We start from the raw sequence: 17,300 nt of genomic DNA, 5'->3' as shown, positions 1-17,300 counted from the left end.
AGTTGCGAAAAGACCATGCCGCTCGACGTGCAGGCGATCGGTCGCGGCTGTGCGGCAAACATGACGCAGGCAAACCAGCTTTGCGGTCTGGAGCTCGATAAATTCAAGGCCGCATTGGCCGAGGGCGCGCAGATCACGGTGGCGTGCACGCAGGAAGCCCCACTGTTCAAGGAAGTCGCCGAAGATTTTCCTCAAACTCCTCTCACCTTCGTCAACATTCGCGAAACCGGCGGCTGGTCCAAAGATGCCGCAGCGGCAGGGCCAAAGGCCGCGGCCTTGATCGCAGCAGCCTCTGAAGAGATGCCTCCGATCTCGCTGGTGACGCTCGAAAGCGGCGGCGTCGCGCTGATCTACGGCTGCGACGATGTGGCTGTGGATGCGGCCAAGCGCCTCGCCGATCGTCTCGACATCACGGTCATTCTCACCAAGCCCAAAGATGTGACGCCGCGTGCGGTCAATGAATTTCCGGTACTCAAAGGCACGATCCGCAATGCGCGCGGATATCTCGGAAAATTCGAACTCACCATCGACGATTATGCGCTTCCCTCGCCATCTTCCCGCAGCAAGTTATTGTTTGGAACCGCTCACAACGGCGCGACCTCGACGTGCGATCTCATTCTTGACCTCAGCGGCGGTCTGCCGCTGTTTCCGGCCCACGAATTGCGGCCCGGTTATGTGCGCGCCGATCCCCGCGACCGAGCCGCCGTAGAACGCGCGATTGCAGATGCGAGCAATCTTGTCGGCACCTTCGACAAGCCGCGCTTCATCCACTTTGAAGATTCGCTCTGCGCACATTCCCGCTCCAATATCATCGGCTGCACGCGCTGCCTCGATTTGTGTCCGACGGGGGCGATCACGCCAAACGGCGATGCCGTCGCCATCGATCCCAACGTGTGCGCGGGCTGCGGATCATGCGCGTCGGTCTGTCCGACTGGCGCCGCGTCCTATTCACTGCCGAGCGTCGACGCGTTGATGCGGCGGTTGCGGACCTTGCTGCAAACATACCGCAAGGCCGGCGGAGAAAGTGCCGTCGTGTTGTTCCATGACGGCGATCACGGAGAACCGCTGATTGATGCACTCGCCCGGTTCGGCGATGGGCTGCCGGCGAATGTTCTGCCGCTCCGCGTCAACGAGGTCACGCAGCTCGGGCCGGAAGCCATCGCTGCCGTCTTTGCCTATGGCGGCGCAGGCGTTGCGCTGCTCATGCGGTCGCGGCCCCGGCATGAAACCGCCGGGCTTCATCGCGCCGCGCAGATTTCAGGAACCATCGTCGCAGCGCTCGGCTTCGGCGAAGGCATCGTCCGCGTGATCGAGACCGACGATCCCGACCGACTGCGCGCGCTCCTCGATGCCATGCCCGCAGGCATCGCCACTGAAACCCCTGCGAGCTTTATTCCGCGCGGCGCCAAACGGAGTGTGCTGGAGACGACATTCCGCGAGTTGCATCTTGCCGCGCCCTCGCCTGTCGACGTCGTCCCGCTGGCACCCGGTGCGCCGTTTGGCACTGTGCAGTTGAACGTCGAGGGCTGCACGCTCTGCCACGCCTGCGTGACCGCATGTCCCACACACGCGCTGTCGGACAACCCCGACCGCGCCATGTTGCGCTTCACGGAGAGTCTTTGCGTTCAGTGCGGGCTTTGCGAGGCCACATGTCCGGAGGATGTCATCACCCTAGAGCCGCGCTTCGATTTCCAGGCCTGGAACGCGCCGCTACGCGTACTCAAGGAAGAAGAGCCCTTCCATTGCATCGCCTGCGGCGCACCGTTCGGAACCCGAAGTTCGATCGAACGCGTGCTATCGAAACTGCAGGACAAGCACTGGATGTTCCAGGGTGCGAACGCGCGGCGGCTGGATGTCATCAAGATGTGTGCGGATTGCCGCGTCGAAGCCGTGGTCAATGAGAGTTTCGATCCGCACACAGCGCCACAGCGCCCGCCCGTGATGTCGACCGAGGACTACTTACGCGCACGCGAAGCCAAGAAGAACGATCCGTCCGGATCGCACTAGAGTCCCGATTCCGAAGTTCGCATCATTGCGCTGCTCGTTCGTTTGCGAACTTCGGAATCGAAGGACTCTAGCAGGTTACTATTCTAGTGTGGCTTTGGTTCTGAAGTCCGCATTGCAGACTCGCCGCACGAATGATGCGGACTTCAGAACCGCCACACTAGCGCATCGGCGCACGCGCGATCAGGAGATCTGCTTGTCCATTCCCCACCCGCATCCCGGCACACCCGCGTCGACAAAGCCCGCGGGAATTCCCGGCATCCGGCATGTCATCGCCGTGGCGTCCGGCAAGGGCGGTGTCGGCAAGTCGACGACATCGTGCAATCTTGCGCTGGGCTTTGCCGCGATGGGATTGAAGGTCGGGCTGCTCGATGCGGACATTTACGGCCCCTCGCAACCGAAGATGTTCGGCGTGCGTGGCAAGCCGCGCCTTATCGGTCCGCGCATGTTGGAGCCGATGGAGCGCTTCGGCGTCCAGCTGATGTCGATCGGATTTCTGGTTGAGGAAGACAGCGCGATGATCTGGCGCGGGCCGATGGTCATTGCGGCGATCACACAGATGCTGCGCGAGGTCGCCTGGAAAGACCTCGACATTCTTGTCGTCGACATGCCGCCGGGGACCGGCGACGCGCAACTGACGATGGCGCAGCAGACACCCCTTGCGGGCGCGGTCATCGTCTCGACGCCGCAGGACATCGCATTGATCGACGCCCGCCGCGGCATCGAGATGTTCAAGAAAGTCAGCGTGCCGCTGCTGGGGCTGATCGAAAACATGTCGAGCTTTTGCTGCCCGGCCTGCAACCGCGTTATACCGATTTTCGGCCACGGCGGCGCGCGGCTTGAGGCAGAGAAGCGGGGCATTCCTTTCCTCGGGGAGATTCCGCTCGATATGGCGATTCGCCAAACCACGGACGACGGGCGTCCGATCGTTGCGATCGACCCTGAAGGTGTTCATGCCAAGCGCTACATCGATATCGCACGTCAGCTCTGGATGACTGTCACCACCGGTGCCGCAAGCAGACCCGCGCCCCGCATCGTGATCGAGTGAAACCGCTAGGGTCCACCAGCGTCATTTTGACGCTCAGTCCCGGCGCATTCCCGGCACGCCGGAGCCTCGTTTCCAGGAACAGCCTCGATCGCAGGACGTTGAAGAGGATGTTTTGCTCGCTCCTCTCAACCGACAAGAGGTTGACATGCGTCTTCTAATTCTCGCGGCTGCCTGTGCAGGCGCTCTCTCTGCAACACCGTCGCTAGCACAGACGAACGCGCCTGCCGCCAATTCGCCCAGCAGCGACAAAACCGAAACAAGCTGCAACACAGCAGCGCCATCCACCACCACCGGCAATGCCGACAAGACCACCGGGACTTCAACCGCGATGGAAAAGAGCGCCATTCTGCCGTCGGCCGGCGGACACGCCAGTTCCGCCGCGCCGACTGTACAGAGTGATGGCAAGCCGATGGAAGCACGGCCCGACTGCCCGCCGGAAACAAAAAAGTAAGTTGGTCGCTTTGCGCGGCCTGATTTCTCAGGACGCCTTTTTCTCGGCATTCGGAAAGAACAGTTGCTTGCCGTTGACTTGATAGGCTGCGATGGCGGCCTGTCCCTCGGATGACAGCAACCAGTCGATAAAAGTCTGGCCAAGGTCCTTCTTGACCGAAGGATGCTTCTCCGGGTTCACGAGGATGACGCCATACTGATTGAACAACCGCCTGTCGCCTTCGACCGCGATCACAAGATCGCCCGGGTTCTTGAAGGAGAGCCACGTGCCACGATCGGAAAGGACATAGGCATTCATCGCACCAGCCGTGTTGAGTGCAGCACCCATGCCCTGGCCGATCTCGCGGTACCACGGGCCCTTGGCTTTCTCGATATCGATTCCCGCCTGCTTCCACAGCGCAAGTTCCGCCGCATGGGTGCCGGATTTGTCGCCGCGCGAGACGAATGGCTGTGCTTTTTCCTGAATGGTTTTCAGTGCGGTGACGATGTCCTTCGATCCAGCGACGCCCGCGGGATCGCTTTTCGGGCCGATGAGAACGAAGTCATTGTACATGACATCGAAGCGCTTCACGCCGTGCCCTTCGGCGACGAACTTTTCTTCCTGCGGCTTGGCGTGCACGAAAACGACATCGGCATCGCCGCGGCGCGCGGTGTCCAGCGCCTGGCCGGTGCCTTGCGCAATCACCTTCACCTCGATGCCGGTCTTGGCCTTGAACAAGGGCAGGATGTGACCGAACAAGCCGGAGTCCTGTGTCGATGTGGTTGACGCGACGACGATCGATTTGTCCTGCGCAGAAGCCGGTGTTGCGAACGCAGCCGCGAAGAGCGAAAGCGCAACGGAAAAAGCAGCGAAATGGCGTTTCATGATGTATTTCCTCTCAGTTCAAACAACGAGATCGCCGCGCACGAAGGCTGCGGCCTCCGGCGTCGACGGGTTCTTCAGAAAATTGTCAGCGGACGTCTGTTCGCGCACCGTGCCGCGCACCATGAACACGACGTCGCCGGCAAGCCGCCGCACCTGGCCAAGGTCGTGCGATGCCATCACGATCTTGATGCCGGATTGCGCGGCGCTGCGAACAATCTCCTCGACACTCCGCGTCGCCGCGGGATCGAGACTGGCAGTCGGCTCATCGAGCAGAAGCAATTCGGGATCGCGCGCCAAAGCGCGCGCCAGCGCCAGTCGTTGCTGTTCGCCGCCGGACAGCCGACGAGCAGGACGCAGAGCCAGACCTGACAGGCCCACAAGTTCGAGCAGTTCAGCCGTACGCGTCGCCAGTTTTTCGCGTGGATAATTTGCGTGGGTCAGCCCATAGGCGATGTTGGCGGCAGTCGTCCGGCGCAGCATCACCGGCCGCTGGAAGACGAATGCGCGGCGGGTGGGCTTGACGTCGGTGCGGCCGCCCCAGGTGATGCGGCCCTCGGTCGGCGCGATCAGCCCCATGCATAGGCGCAACAACGTGCTTTTGCCCGCGCCGTTCGGGCCGACGACAAGCGTCGGAGCACCGGATGTCAAAGTCAGCGAGAGACGGTCGAGGATGGTCGTCGACCCGGCGCGCACTGAGACACGATCGAAGACAATGGGAAGATCGGTTTCCGGCGCCCGCATCGTCATCCCGCTTGCCGTTCGGACCAGACGCGTGCGCCCCATGCCGCCGCGTTGATCGCAAGCACGATTGTCACAAGGATCAGGCCGAGGCCGAGCGCGAGCGGCAGATTTCCTTTTGACGTTTCCAGCGCAATCGCCGTCGTCATGGTGCGGGTGAAGCCGTCGATATTGCCGCCGACAATCATGACCGCGCCAACTTCCGCCGCCGCTCGCCCAAACCCGGCAAGCAGTGCGGTCAGCAGACTAAAGCGCGCGTCCCACAGCAGCGTCGTGATGCGGCCGAACGGCCCGACATCCATCGCCGACAATTCGTCGCGATATTCGGTCCACAGATCCTCGATTGTTTGGCGCGTCAGCGCTGCGATGATCGGCACGATCAAGACCGCCTGTGCGATCACCATCGCGCCCGGCGTGAACAGGATGCCAAATTCGCCAAGCGGCCCGGAGCGCGACAGCAGGAGGTAGACCGCAAGCCCGACCACAACGGGCGGCAGCCCCATGAAAGCGTTGACGAGCACCACGATCGCGTTCCGCCCGGGGAAGCGCATCAGTGCCAGCAACGCACCGAGCGGCAAGCCGATCACCGCCGCCAGCGCGACCGCGGACAGGCTGATGGCCAGCGACAATCGCACGATGGCGAACAACGTCGCATCGCCGCTCATGATCAGTTGCCAGGCACTTGCCCCATCCAGCATGGTTTTCCTCCACATGCTTTGTCCTGCATATTTTTCGGCTATGTCAATGAATTGAAAAGAAACAAGAATATGCATACAAATGCAGCATGAACCTACTGACCACCAGCGAAGCATCGGAGTACCTGCGGCTGGGCGAGCGCAAGCTCTACGAGCTGGTAGCCGAGGGCGCGATCCCCTGCACCAAGGTCACGGGCAAGTGGCTTTTCCCGCGTGAAGAGCTCGATCGATGGGTGCTGTCAGGATTGATGCGCCCCGCGGGCATGACCCATGCGGAGGCACCGTTGATCCTTGGTGGAAGCCAGGATGCGCTGCTCGAGTGGAGCCTGCGCGAGTCCGGCTCCGGCCTTGCCACGCTTGTTGAAGGCACCGAGAGCGGCGTCGGTCGCGTGCTCCGCGCCGAGGCGATCGCGGCTGCGATCCATTTCCATGCCGAAGACGACGCGCGAAGTCCTGACGGTGACGCCAATATCGCTGCGGTGCGCGCCATGGCCGGCCTGCACGATGCCGTGTTGGTCGGATTCGTGCGGCGCGAACAGGGACTGTTGGTCCGGCGGGGAAATCCGAAGAATCTAACGGGGATCGCTGATGTTCTGACATCAGGAGCCGCGATGGCCGTCAGGCAGCCAGGTGCCGGCGCCCAAATGCTGCTCAACAAGCTGCTGAAACAACAAGGCGCCAAGCCGAAGGATCTGCGCCGCCTCGAGCCGCCGTGCCTGACTGGACCTGATCTCGCCACAGCGATTCGTGCCGGACGGGCCGATTGCGGTATCGCGACGCGGGCGGCCGCCAAGGCCGCCGATCTCGATTTTCTCCCGTTGCTCTGGGAAAACTTCGATCTCGTGATGCGGCAACGCTCATACTTCAAGCCGGCGCTGCAAGCGCTGATAAGTTTCATGTCGCAGCCCCTCTTCCAGCAACGCGCGAAAGATCTCACGGGCTACGACACCTCACCGGCCGGCAAGATCCGTTACTTCGCCTGACCGCATTCCGCCGTTACCATCAGGCAAACAGGCAGGCTCTCCTGCGTCAATGCGCGTCGAGCGATAACTTCCGTCGCCGTTTATCCAACATGTTTTTCATGTTTCGATACGGTCAGACGCGGATTGATGAATCGTCGAGGGAACCCTCAGTGCGAGGCATTCACTGCACCAACAGAAGCCCGCTGGGTTTGCCGCTCGTGATCGGCATGCTCATTGGTGCGCTCAACGCGGCACCTGCCGTCGCGCAGCTGCGCGGCCACGGCGGGCCGGTGCGGGCACTGTCGATTTCGTCCGACGGGCAGACGCTGCTCTCGGGAAGTTTCGACGGCAGCGCGATCGGCTGGTCACTCAGCCGCGACATTGCCGAACAAGTCCTGCGGTTTCACGCCGACGCCGTCAACGCAACCGCCCTGCTCAAGGACGGCCGCGCCGTGACGGCAGGCGCCGACGGCCGCATCGCGATTTGGACTCCCGGCCGGCAACAGCCCGACACAGTGCTCGAAGGGCACACGGCGCCGATCGTTGCCCTTGCACTATCGCCGGACGGATCGACTCTCGCCTCGGCAGCATGGGATCACACCGTGCGCCTCTGGCCGCTGGCCGGTGGCGCAGCGCGCGTGCTCGAAGGTCACACACAAAACGTCAACGGCGTGGCATTCAGCGCTGACGGAAAGACCCTCGTCAGTGTCAGCTATGACCTGACGCTTCGCATCTGGCCTCTCGATACTCCGGCTTCGCCGACCATCATCACCCTGCCCGCGCCGCTCAATTCCGTTGTCATGACAGATGATGGCGAAATCGCTGCTGCCGGCGCGAACGGAAAAGTCTATGTCCTTGACCGCACAGGGAAGCTCGATAGCGAGGTGGTTGCTGCACCGAACCCGGTGATTGCCATGGCGACATCGAAGGACGGCGCGCTGCTCGCAGCAGCGGATATTCGCGGGTCGGTCGCCATCATTGATCGCAAGTCGCGCAAGCTTGCCCGCAGGCTGGTCGGCCCAGGACTTCCGGTGTGGTCAGTGGCGTTCATGCCGGACAACAGCACGCTGCTGACCGGCGGTGCCGACACCATGATCCGGCGCTGGAATGCCCTCACAGGCGAGCCTCTCGGAGGGACCCTTCAGGAAAGTCCGAACGACACCCTTGCCACTTACGCGGGCGACCGTGGCGCGGACGTCTTTCGTGCATGTGTCGCCTGTCACACGCTTTCGCCAGATCAAGGCAACAAGGCCGGCCCGACGCTGTCAGGAATTTTCGGGCGACGGATCGCGACCTTGCCCGGCTACAATTTCTCCGAACCGCTGAAGAAGCTCGACATCGTCTGGACGCCGGAAACAGTGTCGAAGCTTTTCGAGGTCGGCCCCGCGGCCTATACGCCCGGCACAAAAATGCCCGAGCAGATCATCGGCTCGGATGACGACCGTAAGGCGCTGGTGCAGTTTCTCGAACGCGCGACAAGGCGGTGAAGGCTCGTAAGCCCAAACAAAAACGGCGGGCTTTTGACCCGCCGTTTCTGTTTCGATGATGAGTTGTAACTCAGTTATCCAGGAAGCTGCGCAGCTTGCGGCTGCGTGACGGATGCTTGAGCTTGCGCAGCGCCTTCGCCTCGATCTGGCGAATACGTTCGCGGGTCACCGAGAACTGCTGGCCGACTTCTTCCAGCGTGTGGTCGGTGTTCATGCCGATGCCGAAGCGCATGCGCAGCACGCGCTCTTCGCGCGGGGTGAGCGAGGCGAGCACGCGCGTGGTGGTTTCGCGCAGGTTCGACTGGATCGCCGCGTCGATCGGCAGGATCGCATTCTTGTCCTCGATGAAATCGCCGAGGTGCGAATCTTCCTCGTCGCCCACCGGGGTTTCCAGCGACAGCGGCTCCTTGGCGATCTTGAGAACCTTGCGCACCTTCTCCAGCGGCATGCCGAGCTTTTCGGCGAGTTCTTCCGGCGTCGGTTCGCGGCCGATCTCGTTCAGCATCTGGCGCGAGGTGCGGACGATCTTGTTGATCGTCTCGATCATGTGCACCGGAATACGGATGGTGCGCGCCTGGTCGGCGATCGAACGGGTGATCGCCTGACGAATCCACCACGTCGCGTAGGTCGAGAACTTGTAGCCGCGGCGATATTCGAACTTATCGACCGCTTTCATCAGGCCGATGTTGCCTTCCTGAATGAGGTCGAGGAACTGCAGGCCGCGGTTGGTGTACTTCTTGGCGATGGAGATCACGAGGCGCAGGTTGGCCTCGACCATTTCCTTCTTCGCCTGACGGGCTTCGCGCTCGCCCTTCTGCACGCCGAGCACGATCTTGCGGAATTCGCCAATCTCGAGGCCGGTCAACGCGGCAAGCTGCTGGATTTCGTGGCGCAGCTCCTTGATGCGGTCCTTCTCGACCGCAACGAAGTTCTTCCAACCCTTGGCGGCCAGCTTCGAAACACGATTGAGCCAGCGCGGATCAAGCTCCGAGCCCTGGTAGTTGCGCAGGAAATCTTCGCGGCCGACGCCGTGGCTGTCGCCGAGGCGGAACAGACGGCTTTCGTAGGACACGAGTCGCTTGTTGATGTCGTAGAGCTGCTCGACGAGTGAATCGATACGCGCCTGGTTGAGACGCAGCGACTTCACCTCGACGATGATCTCGTCCTTCAGCTTCTTGTACTTGCGCTCCTGCGAGGGCGACAGCGACTCGCTCTGCAGCTGGTTCTGAATATCCTGCTCCTGCAGGCGGCGCAGCTTCTTGTACGAGTCAGCGATCTTGTCGAAGGTCTCGACGACCTTCGGCTTCAGTTCGGCTTCGATCGCCGCGAGCGACATCTGGTTCTCGAACTCGTCGTCCTCGTCCATGTCCGCTTCGGCGGCGGCTTCGCCCGGATCCTTCGGCTCGCCAGCAGGCGGCGCGGCACGGAACGGCGTCGGCGACGGAGGCGCTGCCGGCGGCGCGATATGCGCAGGCGCGGTCTGCGTCGCCAGCACTTCGACAGAGCCGTCACCGTTGACGACAGCGGCGGTCTGCTGGCCGTCGGCACCGGCAGGGCCGGCAATCATTCCCGCGCCGTTCTTGCCCTCGGGACCGGCGTAGGTCGCTTCGAGATCGATGATGTCGCGGAGGAAGATCTTTCCTTCGTTCAGTTCATCGCGCCAGATGATGATGGCCTGGAAGGTGAGCGGGCTTTCGCACAGGCCCGAGATCATGGCCTCACGGCCAGCCTCGATGCGCTTGGCGATGGCGATTTCGCCCTCGCGCGACAGCAGCTCGACAGTGCCCATCTCGCGCAGATACATGCGCACGGGATCGTCGGTGCGCTCACCAGGCTCGGACTTCTTGGTTTCAGTGACGGCCTTCGACGTGACCTCGACGAGCTCGTTATCCGTCTCGTCGTCGGCATCGTCCTTGCTGTCTTCGTCGTCGGCGTCGTCGTCGGACTCGGATACGTTGATGCCCATGTCGGAGAGCATCGCCATGATGTCCTCGATCTGCTCGGGCGAGGTCTGATCGGATGGCAGCACTTCATTGAGCTGATCGAAGGTCACGAAGCCGCGCTTCTTGGCCTGCTTGATCATCTTCTTGACGGCGGCGTCGGAGAGATCGAGCAACGGCGACGGAGCGTCCGCGGAATCCTTCTCCGGCGTATCGGCGGCTTTCGGATCTTTCGTGGTATCCTTGATCACTGCCGTCTTTGCCTTGGTGGCCATTCACTAGCTCCTGAAACGCGCTTACGACGTGGGCGTGGACGCCCGCGTAGACGTAGAATTGTTGGTCCGCATCGTGCGGAAAGGGCGGCGCTTGTGAGGGCACCACCCGGCCGGATTTGACTTGTGTCCCAGCTTTTAACCCAAAGGCCGTTAAGCCCTGATTAACCCTGTTTTTGCGGCTAAAAAACCGGTTTGGCGAGTCTTTTTAAGGCCTTGGCGAGAGCCTCGCATCATATCTCGTTACACGCTGCGCTGGAACCGTCCTGAAGATTCGCCAAATCCCTCGATCAACGCTTCAAGGCCGTCCACTTCGGCGAGCCGGGCTTTCACATCGCGCAGCCAGCCATAATTTGCTTCGCTGCTGTCTTGCCCAAGAGCCAGTTCGGCATCCTTGAGCTCCCTAAGTAAGGAGTGCCATTGCCGATGCAAGGCAACCAGTTGATGCCACGTGGGAAGAACGTCTTCCACTGCGGCGCCGGCTTGAGCGCCCCAGACGTTCTTGGTGGTGATGGCTCGCTCAACCTTTTGAATTTGCTCGGAATATCCGGATTTTTCAAGACTGGCCTGCAACCGGTCCCGCTCCGCAGCCGGATCGTCCGTATGCGAATAATTTGAGAAGGCCGCGATAATTCCCGCGCGCAGCTTGTGCGCCTCCGGGTGAGCCAGTTCCAGGGCGGCCACTTCCTCCAGATGATCGTGCAGCAGCCAGGGATGATTGAGCAGCGATTGCAGGATCAGCGCCTCGCGCCGGGAGATCGCCGTGCGCTGGCCGCGCATGATGGAACTCGTCGCCAGTTGGGGACTGGCGGCCTGGTAAGGGCCGCGTCCCACGGCGCGCCCGCCTGTGGATAGTCCGCCGGGCCGGCCGCCGCCCCCTGTGGAAAACGGCGCCCGGGAGGCAAAACGCGGGGCTGATTCGCCTCTCGACGGGTAGGAACCGCGAAAACCGCCGCGCTGGCCGCCTCCGGATTCCGGGGCAAACGCGCGCTGCAGCCGCTGCTGGAAATCCTGCCGATAATAGCGCCGCACGACCTCGTCGCGGATGCCGTTGCTGAGTTCATTGATGCGGGCTTCCAGCGCTGCCCGTCGTTCCGGCGTGGCGTAGCTGCCGCCTTCGATCTCGCGCGACCACACCACGTCCGCGAGCGGCTTTGCCAGACTGATCACCTCTTCGATCGCGCCCCGTCCGCCGGAGCGCGCCAGATCGTCCGGATCCTGCCCTTCAGGCAGCAGCGCGAAACGCAAGCTCTTGCCGGGCTTCAGATGCGGCAGCGCCAGATCGGCGGCGCGATAGGCGGCGCGCTGGCCGGCCCCGTCGCCGTCGAAACACAGGATCGGCTCGTCCGCCATCTTCCATAAGAGTGCGAGCTGGTTCTCGGTGAGCGCGGTGCCGAGCGGCGCCACCGTTGCGCCGAAGCCGACGCTGACCATGGCGATGACGTCGACATAGCCTTCCACCACGATCAGCGGCGCGCCGTCGTGCGCGGCCTGCCTTGCGGTGAAGAGATTGTAGAGATTGTCGCCCTTGTGAAACAGCGGCGTTTCCGGCGAGTTCAGGTACTTCGCCGGCATATCCTTTTTAAGTGCCCGCCCGCCGAAGGCGATGATCCGTCCACGGGCGTCGGTGATGGGAAACATCACACGATCGCGGAAGCGATCGAACGGCACCGGCACGTCATCGCCGCCGATCAGCAATCCTGCTTCGACCATGTCCGCCGCCGGAATGCCGAGACCGCCGAGATGCTCCTTCAACGCGAACTTCTCGTCCGGCGCATAGCCCATGCGAAACTGCAATTGCGTTGCTGGTTGGATCGCACGATCGCCGAGATAGCCGCGCGCCTTCGCGCCGTTGCGCGAAGCCAGCGTCTCCGCAAAGAACTTCGCCGCCAGATCCATCACGTCGTACAGCGTCTTGCGGCGCTGCTCGTGGCGCGCAGCATCCGGCGTCACCGTAGGCAATGCCATGCCGGCCATCGACGCAAGCCGCTCGACGGCTTCCGGGAACGTGACGCCCTCGGTCTCCATCACGAAGCGGATGATGTCGCCATGCCGGCCGCTGGAGAAGTCGTGATAAAATCCCTTCTGGTCATTGACCGTGAAGGAGGGCGTCTTCTCCTGATGGAATGGCGAGAGGCCCTTCCATTCCTTGCCTGCTCGCTTCAATTTCACGCGCCGGCCCACCACTTCCGAAACCGGAAGCCGGGCACGCAGTTCATCGAGAAATTCAGGCGTAAAGCGCATGGAATCGGACAGCCTCTGTAACCGATCATGAATATAGGTCCACGCGGCGATTGGCCCAAGGCGGACCGGATTGTCCCCGCTTCTCACAGGCCCTATTGTCCGGCGCTATTCGCAATTTATTCAACGAAAGCAACAAAATGACTTCAGCTCCGAAAACGCTGCTCCAGATCGCCGGCGCACCGCTGCATCCGAGCGCGCTCGACAAGTCCGCGCTTGTGATCATCGATGCACAATTGGAATACACCAAGGGCAACCTGCCGCTCGACGGCGTCGACAACGCGGTCCTCGAAGCGCAGAAGCTGCTGACACTGGCGCGGAACAGCGGCGTGCCGGTGTTTCACATTGTGCAGCATGCGCCGGCTGGCCGCCCGCTGTTCGACGAGACTGGACCCTACGCTGCGATCGTGCGCGAGCTAACCCCCGCGGCTGAGGAAGTCGTCGTGCGCAAGAATTTGCCCAATGCATTCGCGGGCACGGATCTCGATGCCCTGGTGAAGAGCACCGGGCGCACCGAGTTGATCCTCGCGGGCTTCATGACCCACATGTGCGTCAGCGCGACGGCGCGTGCTGCACTGGATCTAAAATATCGCACCACTGTGGTCGCCAATGCCACCGCAACGCGCGATCTGCCTGATCCACTCGGCGGTACAATTCCAGCGAGTGTCGTCCATCGCGTCGCGCTCACCGAACTGTCCGATCGTTTCGCCATCGTGGTGAAAGATACCGCCGCGATCGCTGCTGCAGCCAAGGCCGCCTGATTTTACAAATCGCCTAAAATTGTCGGCAGCCATGCGCACTTGAACCACCACCTACGCGTGGCTGCCGCGACTGCCGCTCCGATGCAACGACGCTCACCAGATCGTCATTATTCCATCGCAGCGCATCGGTTATAGAGGCGGCTCCCTTGGCGGCCGTTACGGCACCGCCTCCCCAGAGATTCAGATGTCGTCTTCTTCGCAAACGGGCTCCTCCACCGGAGGACCTCGCCCCTGGCTTATTTTGTCCCTCGCCATGGCGGGCGGTGCGACCGTGGCCAATCTTTATTACGCCCAGCCGCTGATCGGGCAGATCGGCAATTCCTTTGGTGTCGGCGTTTCGGCCGCCGGATTGATCGTCACGATCCTGCAGCTCGGCTACGTCGCTGGACTGTTCTTCATCGTGCCGCTCGGCGATCTGATCGAGAACAAACGGTTGATTCTGATTACGCTGGCAGGTGTGATCGTCAGCCTGATCGCGGCGGCCACCGCCGTCAACGTTTGGGTTTTCATCGCGGCCTCGCTGCTGCTCGGCCTGACCGCGACAGCCACGCAGATGATTGTGCCGATCGCCGCCCATCTCACGCCCGAGCACCGGCGCGGACAGGTTGTCGGCACCGTTGTGAGCGGCCTGCTGTTGGGCATCCTGTTGGCGCGGCCGCTCTCGACATTGTTTGGGGGACAATTCGGCTGGCGCGTGATGTATGGCCTCTCCGGCGTCGTGATGTGTGCCGCGCTCCTGATCATGGCGCTCGCGCTGCCGCGGCGAAATCCGAAACACAACCTATCCTACGGTGCCCTGATCGCATCGCTGTGGCATTTGCTGCTGACCACGCCGGTCCTGCAGCGGCGCGCCGTGTATCAGGCATTCTTCTTCGGCGCCTTCACGATGTTCTGGACCGCGGTGCCCTTGCTGCTGGAAGCCCCACCGTTTTCACTGGGTCACGTCGCATTGTCCGCGGTGATGCTGAGCGGCGTGATCGGTGCGTTTGTCGCGCCGCTGGCCGGACGCCTGGCGGACAAGGGGCACGGTCAAGCCGTGACCGGCGTCTCCATCGGCCTGCTCGCCATCACCTTCGTTCTGACATGGCTCGGCAGTTCGGGATCGCTGGTGTTGTTTATCATCGCCGGAATTACGCTCGATGCCGGCACCCAGGCCAACCTCGTTATCGGCCAAAAGGCCATCTACGCCCTGCCGGCCGACATCCGCAGCCGGCTGAATGCGCTTTATCTCGCCATCTTCTTTCTCGGCGGTGCTGTCGGATCGGCACTGAGCGGCTTTGCGGTCACGCGCGGCGGCGGTGCGGCCTTCAGTGCCATCGGACTTGGATTTGCGGGACTGGCATTTGCACTGTTCGCCACGGAATTCCGCAGCAAACCCTGCGCTGGTTGAGATGAAGCGGATGGGTCAGCAGCCAGAGCTATCCGATATCAGGGCCCGAACTGAATTCACCGGAGGCGATACGCCGAAGATCGGTGACCGGACGGTTGTAGGTGTACATCCAAGCTTGGACGCTTTCGCCGCGGCTGTTCACGACGGTCTGTGCCGACCGCCGAAACTCCGTCGGCTGAACATCCTCCTGAGCACACTCCTCATAGCGATCCAGCGTCACAAGAAAACCGGGATCACGAACTACGAACAGCTCGCCATGAACCCACTCCTCGGGCCTGTCGGACGGTATAGCGGCAGGATAATGCGAAACCAGATAGAGCCTTCCATTGAAACGGGCCTCACCTTCAAACGTGGCGCTCCGGTTCAATTCCTGTGCAAGCGGGAGAGACGATTCACGCTTCAGCGTGCCGTAGACAAACAAGCGCTCCAACATCCGTGGCCCTGTATGGACTGTCGTTCTCACATCACGACGACTCGAGGATCTATATCTGCCGTGCTCAAAAGGGGAGCGCAGCGATACTCTGCCTTGTGGTGAATCACCTGCGAAGGCATCGTGGTGCCAGCTCATACACTGGACCGATGTGTGAATCGATCAACCCCAAATTGCGTAGTGCCAGTCAGCCACCCATGCTCCAGCAAAACATCACCGATATATCTGCCCTCCTCGAGCCCGATGAAGTGTCTCCGGTGCTTGAGGAAAACGCCGGCAGTCAATCGCCCTTCTTCTTCACATGCGATCACTACGGACGGTTAATTCCCCGTGCACTGGGCGATCTCGGCGTGCCGGAAAGTCAACTGGAGCGGCACATCGCCTGGGACATCGGGATTGCCGGTGTCGCCAACCTGCTGGCCAAAGAATTGGGTGTGCATTTGATCGCGCAGCGATATTCGCGCCTCGTGATCGATTGCAACCGTCCATTCAAGAGCTCGGGCTCGGTGCCGCTGATCAGCGAAGCGACCGAAATTCCCGGCAACAGCGGCTTGACCCGCGACCAGATCACGGCACGGCAGCAGTCGATCTTCGCGCCCTACCATGCGCGCATCACACAAGCCCTCGATGCACGCAAAGCGTGTGGCTTGCCCACAATTTTAGTGTCGCTGCACTCTTTTACACCGATTTATGCCGGGATCGCCCGCCCCTGGCACATCGGCACGCTCTATCATTACGATGCGCGGCTGCCGCACATGCTGCGGGACAAGCTCCGCGCCGAAGGCGACCTCGTGGTCGGCGACAATGAGCCTTATGCGGTGAGCGACACCACCGACTACACAATTCCCGTGCATGGGGAGAAGCGCGGCCTGATGCACACTGGCATCGAAATCCGGCAAGACCTGATCGCCGATCAGGCCGGACAGCATGAATGGGCCGAACGCCTTGCACGCATTCTGCGCGAGCTCGAAGAGGCGCTCCATGCGAAAAAAATGATGCCCGCGTAGGATCGCTAGATGTCACGCAAGGTCTCCTTGACGAAGTGACCATCACAGGCACAGCGGTCGGCCCTACCGATCGCTCGGTCCTGTTAGCGATGGCGGAGAGCAGTCCCCGGCGCCGAGTTCGTGGCCCGAATGCGGTCATCTGCGTTCGCGTCAAAAGCCGGCAGCCCTGACGCCAGCGCGGCTGACTGGCTCGCCATATAATCCTTGTTCCGGTTAGACTGACCGACGATTGTCCCGCCCAGAACGGCACGTCGCCGGACGTCAGCACAGGACCATTTCATGCCCCAATCGCTTCCCCTCATTCTCGTCCCCGGCCTCACCTGTTCGCCGCGGATCTATGCGCCTCAAATCCCGGCGCTGTGGCAGCGCGGTCCGGTGATCCTTGCCAACCACATCCGCGACAACACCATGGCAGGGATCGCCAAGCGTATTCTTGATGAGGCCCCCGATGAGTTTGCCATCGCCGGGCACTCCATGGGCGGCTACATCTGTCTGGAAGTCATGCGGCAGGCGCCGGCACGCGTGAAACGGCTGGCGCTGCTCAGCACGTCCGCGAGCCCTGAAACTCCGGAAGCCACCGAGCGCCGCAAGGGCTGGATCGCGGAGACCAGAGCCGGCGGCTATCGCGCCATCCTCGACAGACTGGTTTCGAGCTTCGTGCACCCATCGCGATCGAAGGACCCGGACCTGCAAACGATCGTTCACGACATGGGGGACGACGTCGGCCCCGATGCATTCATCGGTCAGCTTGAGGCGATCATGAGCCGCTCGGATTCGCGCCCTCTCCTGCCGTCGATCAAATGTCCGACGCTGATCCTGACCAGCGATACCGACAACATGGTCCCGAACGTGTTCTCCACCGAACTCGCCGCAGGCATTCCCGGCGCGAAGCTGGTGGTGATTCCGGACTGCGGTCATCTCGTCCAGCTAGAGAAACCCGAAGCCACGACGGCTGCGATGCTCGACTGGTTAAAGATGTAAACGCCATGCCCGGGCATCAGGCGGCAGCC

Annotated in this window: 14 protein-coding genes and 1 pseudogene; 9 read left to right on the top strand and 6 right to left on the bottom strand. The window is 62.0% G+C overall.

The window, feature by feature from the left end:
- Nucleotides 1–15 precede the first annotated feature (15 nt).
- The 3 genes and pseudogenes from ACP0KA_RS14245 to ACP0KA_RS14235 all read left to right on the top strand — a co-directional run bounded on the left by ACP0KA_RS14245 (nucleotide 16) and on the right by ACP0KA_RS14235 (nucleotide 3,503).
- On the top strand, nucleotides 16–2,007 hold the full coding sequence (locus ACP0KA_RS14245; RefSeq protein ID WP_424631606.1) for a 4Fe-4S binding protein: 1,992 nt from the start codon (nucleotides 16–18) through the stop codon (nucleotides 2,005–2,007).
- A gap of 208 nt (nucleotides 2,008–2,215) precedes the next feature.
- A pseudogene (locus ACP0KA_RS14240) lies at nucleotides 2,216–3,052 on the top strand (Mrp/NBP35 family ATP-binding protein); the annotation flags it as partial.
- Between the two features lie 145 nt (nucleotides 3,053–3,197).
- The gene (locus ACP0KA_RS14235; RefSeq protein ID WP_424629405.1) at nucleotides 3,198–3,503 is read left to right on the top strand and encodes a hypothetical protein; all 306 of its coding nucleotides are present in this window, start codon (nucleotides 3,198–3,200) and stop codon (nucleotides 3,501–3,503) included.
- 27 nt (nucleotides 3,504–3,530) lie between these two features.
- Here the strand turns inward: ACP0KA_RS14235 and ACP0KA_RS14230 are convergent, their stop codons facing one another.
- The 3 genes from ACP0KA_RS14230 to ACP0KA_RS14220 are packed head-to-tail and all read right to left on the bottom strand — an operon-like array spanning nucleotide 3,531 to nucleotide 5,803.
- On the bottom strand, nucleotides 3,531–4,367 hold the full coding sequence (locus ACP0KA_RS14230; protein ID WP_424629404.1) for an extracellular solute-binding protein: 837 nt from the start codon (nucleotides 4,365–4,367) through the stop codon (nucleotides 3,531–3,533).
- A gap of 18 nt (nucleotides 4,368–4,385) precedes the next feature.
- The gene (locus ACP0KA_RS14225; protein WP_424631605.1) at nucleotides 4,386–5,108 is read right to left on the bottom strand and encodes an energy-coupling factor ABC transporter ATP-binding protein; all 723 of its coding nucleotides are present in this window, start codon (nucleotides 5,106–5,108) and stop codon (nucleotides 4,386–4,388) included.
- Between the two features lie 2 nt (nucleotides 5,109–5,110).
- Complete coding sequence (locus ACP0KA_RS14220) at nucleotides 5,111–5,803, bottom strand: ABC transporter permease (protein ID WP_424629403.1); 693 nt, start codon at nucleotides 5,801–5,803, stop codon at nucleotides 5,111–5,113.
- 86 nt (nucleotides 5,804–5,889) lie between these two features.
- On the opposite strand from ACP0KA_RS14220, the gene ACP0KA_RS14215 reads away from it, so the two are divergent.
- A complete protein-coding gene (locus tag ACP0KA_RS14215; RefSeq protein ID WP_424629402.1) occupies nucleotides 5,890–6,783 on the top strand; it encodes a substrate-binding domain-containing protein in 894 nt (297 codons plus the stop codon).
- 206 nt (nucleotides 6,784–6,989) lie between these two features.
- Nucleotides 6,990–8,249: a c-type cytochrome gene (locus ACP0KA_RS14210; RefSeq protein ID WP_424631604.1), complete on the top strand. Its 1,260-nt coding sequence runs from the start codon at nucleotides 6,990–6,992 to the stop codon at nucleotides 8,247–8,249.
- A 70-nt stretch (nucleotides 8,250–8,319) separates the two neighbouring features.
- Here the strand turns inward: ACP0KA_RS14210 and rpoD are convergent, their stop codons facing one another.
- The gene (rpoD, locus tag ACP0KA_RS14205) at nucleotides 8,320–10,464 is read right to left on the bottom strand and encodes an RNA polymerase sigma factor RpoD (protein WP_424629401.1); all 2,145 of its coding nucleotides are present in this window, start codon (nucleotides 10,462–10,464) and stop codon (nucleotides 8,320–8,322) included.
- 240 nt (nucleotides 10,465–10,704) lie between these two features.
- Entirely contained in the window at nucleotides 10,705–12,705 is a 2,001-nt protein-coding gene (dnaG, locus tag ACP0KA_RS14200) for a DNA primase (protein WP_424629400.1), read from the bottom strand.
- A 137-nt stretch (nucleotides 12,706–12,842) separates the two neighbouring features.
- On the opposite strand from dnaG, the gene ACP0KA_RS14195 reads away from it, so the two are divergent.
- Both ACP0KA_RS14195 and ACP0KA_RS14190 read left to right on the top strand, forming a co-directional pair.
- Nucleotides 12,843–13,463 carry a cysteine hydrolase family protein gene (locus ACP0KA_RS14195; protein ID WP_424629399.1) on the top strand — a complete coding sequence of 207 codons (621 nt, stop codon included), beginning with the start codon at nucleotides 12,843–12,845 and terminating at the stop codon, nucleotides 13,461–13,463.
- A gap of 184 nt (nucleotides 13,464–13,647) precedes the next feature.
- Nucleotides 13,648–14,853: an MFS transporter gene (locus ACP0KA_RS14190; protein WP_424629398.1), complete on the top strand. Its 1,206-nt coding sequence runs from the start codon at nucleotides 13,648–13,650 to the stop codon at nucleotides 14,851–14,853.
- Between the two features lie 28 nt (nucleotides 14,854–14,881).
- On the opposite strand, the gene ACP0KA_RS14185 is transcribed toward ACP0KA_RS14190, so the two are convergent.
- Nucleotides 14,882–15,286, bottom strand: a complete 405-nt coding sequence (locus ACP0KA_RS14185) for a gamma-glutamylcyclotransferase family protein (protein ID WP_424629397.1) — start codon at nucleotides 15,284–15,286, stop codon at nucleotides 14,882–14,884.
- A gap of 194 nt (nucleotides 15,287–15,480) precedes the next feature.
- On the opposite strand from ACP0KA_RS14185, the gene ACP0KA_RS14180 reads away from it, so the two are divergent.
- Nucleotides 15,481–16,290 (top strand): N-formylglutamate amidohydrolase, encoded by an 810-nt coding sequence (locus tag ACP0KA_RS14180; protein ID WP_424629396.1) that lies wholly within the window; start codon nucleotides 15,481–15,483, stop codon nucleotides 16,288–16,290.
- A 279-nt stretch (nucleotides 16,291–16,569) separates the two neighbouring features.
- A complete protein-coding gene (locus ACP0KA_RS14175; protein ID WP_424629395.1) occupies nucleotides 16,570–17,271 on the top strand; it encodes an alpha/beta fold hydrolase in 702 nt (233 codons plus the stop codon).
- The last annotated feature ends 29 nt before the right edge of the window (nucleotides 17,272–17,300 follow it).

Origin of the sequence: Bradyrhizobium sp. SYSU BS000235 (assembly GCF_049747295.1) — a bacterium.
In the GTDB taxonomy this organism is placed as follows: domain Bacteria; phylum Pseudomonadota; class Alphaproteobacteria; order Rhizobiales; family Xanthobacteraceae; genus Afipia.
The sequence above is the reverse complement of the archived record's forward strand: the minus strand, read 5'-3'. Positions and strand labels throughout refer to the sequence as shown.

Bases quoted from the DNA above. Each gene is read 5' to 3' on its own strand.
- ACP0KA_RS14185 (WP_424629397.1), bottom strand. From the start codon at position 15,286: ATGTTGGAGCGCTTGTTTGTCTACGGCACGCTGAAGCGTGAATCGTCT.
- ACP0KA_RS14225 (WP_424631605.1), bottom strand. From the start codon at position 5,108: ATGCGGGCGCCGGAAACCGATCTTCCCATTGTCTTCGATCGTGTCTCA.
- ACP0KA_RS14175 (WP_424629395.1), top strand. From the start codon at position 16,570: ATGCCCCAATCGCTTCCCCTCATTCTCGTCCCCGGCCTCACCTGTTCG.
- ACP0KA_RS14220 (WP_424629403.1), bottom strand. From the start codon at position 5,803: ATGCTGGATGGGGCAAGTGCCTGGCAACTGATCATGAGCGGCGATGCG.
- ACP0KA_RS14235 (WP_424629405.1), top strand. From the start codon at position 3,198: ATGCGTCTTCTAATTCTCGCGGCTGCCTGTGCAGGCGCTCTCTCTGCA.
- ACP0KA_RS14230 (WP_424629404.1), bottom strand. From the start codon at position 4,367: ATGAAACGCCATTTCGCTGCTTTTTCCGTTGCGCTTTCGCTCTTCGCG.
- ACP0KA_RS14245 (WP_424631606.1), top strand. From the start codon at position 16: ATGCCGCTCGACGTGCAGGCGATCGGTCGCGGCTGTGCGGCAAACATG.
- ACP0KA_RS14190 (WP_424629398.1), top strand. From the start codon at position 13,648: ATGTCGTCTTCTTCGCAAACGGGCTCCTCCACCGGAGGACCTCGCCCC.
- ACP0KA_RS14195 (WP_424629399.1), top strand. From the start codon at position 12,843: ATGACTTCAGCTCCGAAAACGCTGCTCCAGATCGCCGGCGCACCGCTG.
- ACP0KA_RS14215 (WP_424629402.1), top strand. From the start codon at position 5,890: ATGAACCTACTGACCACCAGCGAAGCATCGGAGTACCTGCGGCTGGGC.
- dnaG (WP_424629400.1), bottom strand. From the start codon at position 12,705: ATGCGCTTTACGCCTGAATTTCTCGATGAACTGCGTGCCCGGCTTCCG.
- ACP0KA_RS14180 (WP_424629396.1), top strand. From the start codon at position 15,481: ATGCTCCAGCAAAACATCACCGATATATCTGCCCTCCTCGAGCCCGAT.
- rpoD (WP_424629401.1), bottom strand. From the start codon at position 10,464: ATGGCCACCAAGGCAAAGACGGCAGTGATCAAGGATACCACGAAAGAT.
- ACP0KA_RS14210 (WP_424631604.1), top strand. From the start codon at position 6,990: ATGCTCATTGGTGCGCTCAACGCGGCACCTGCCGTCGCGCAGCTGCGC.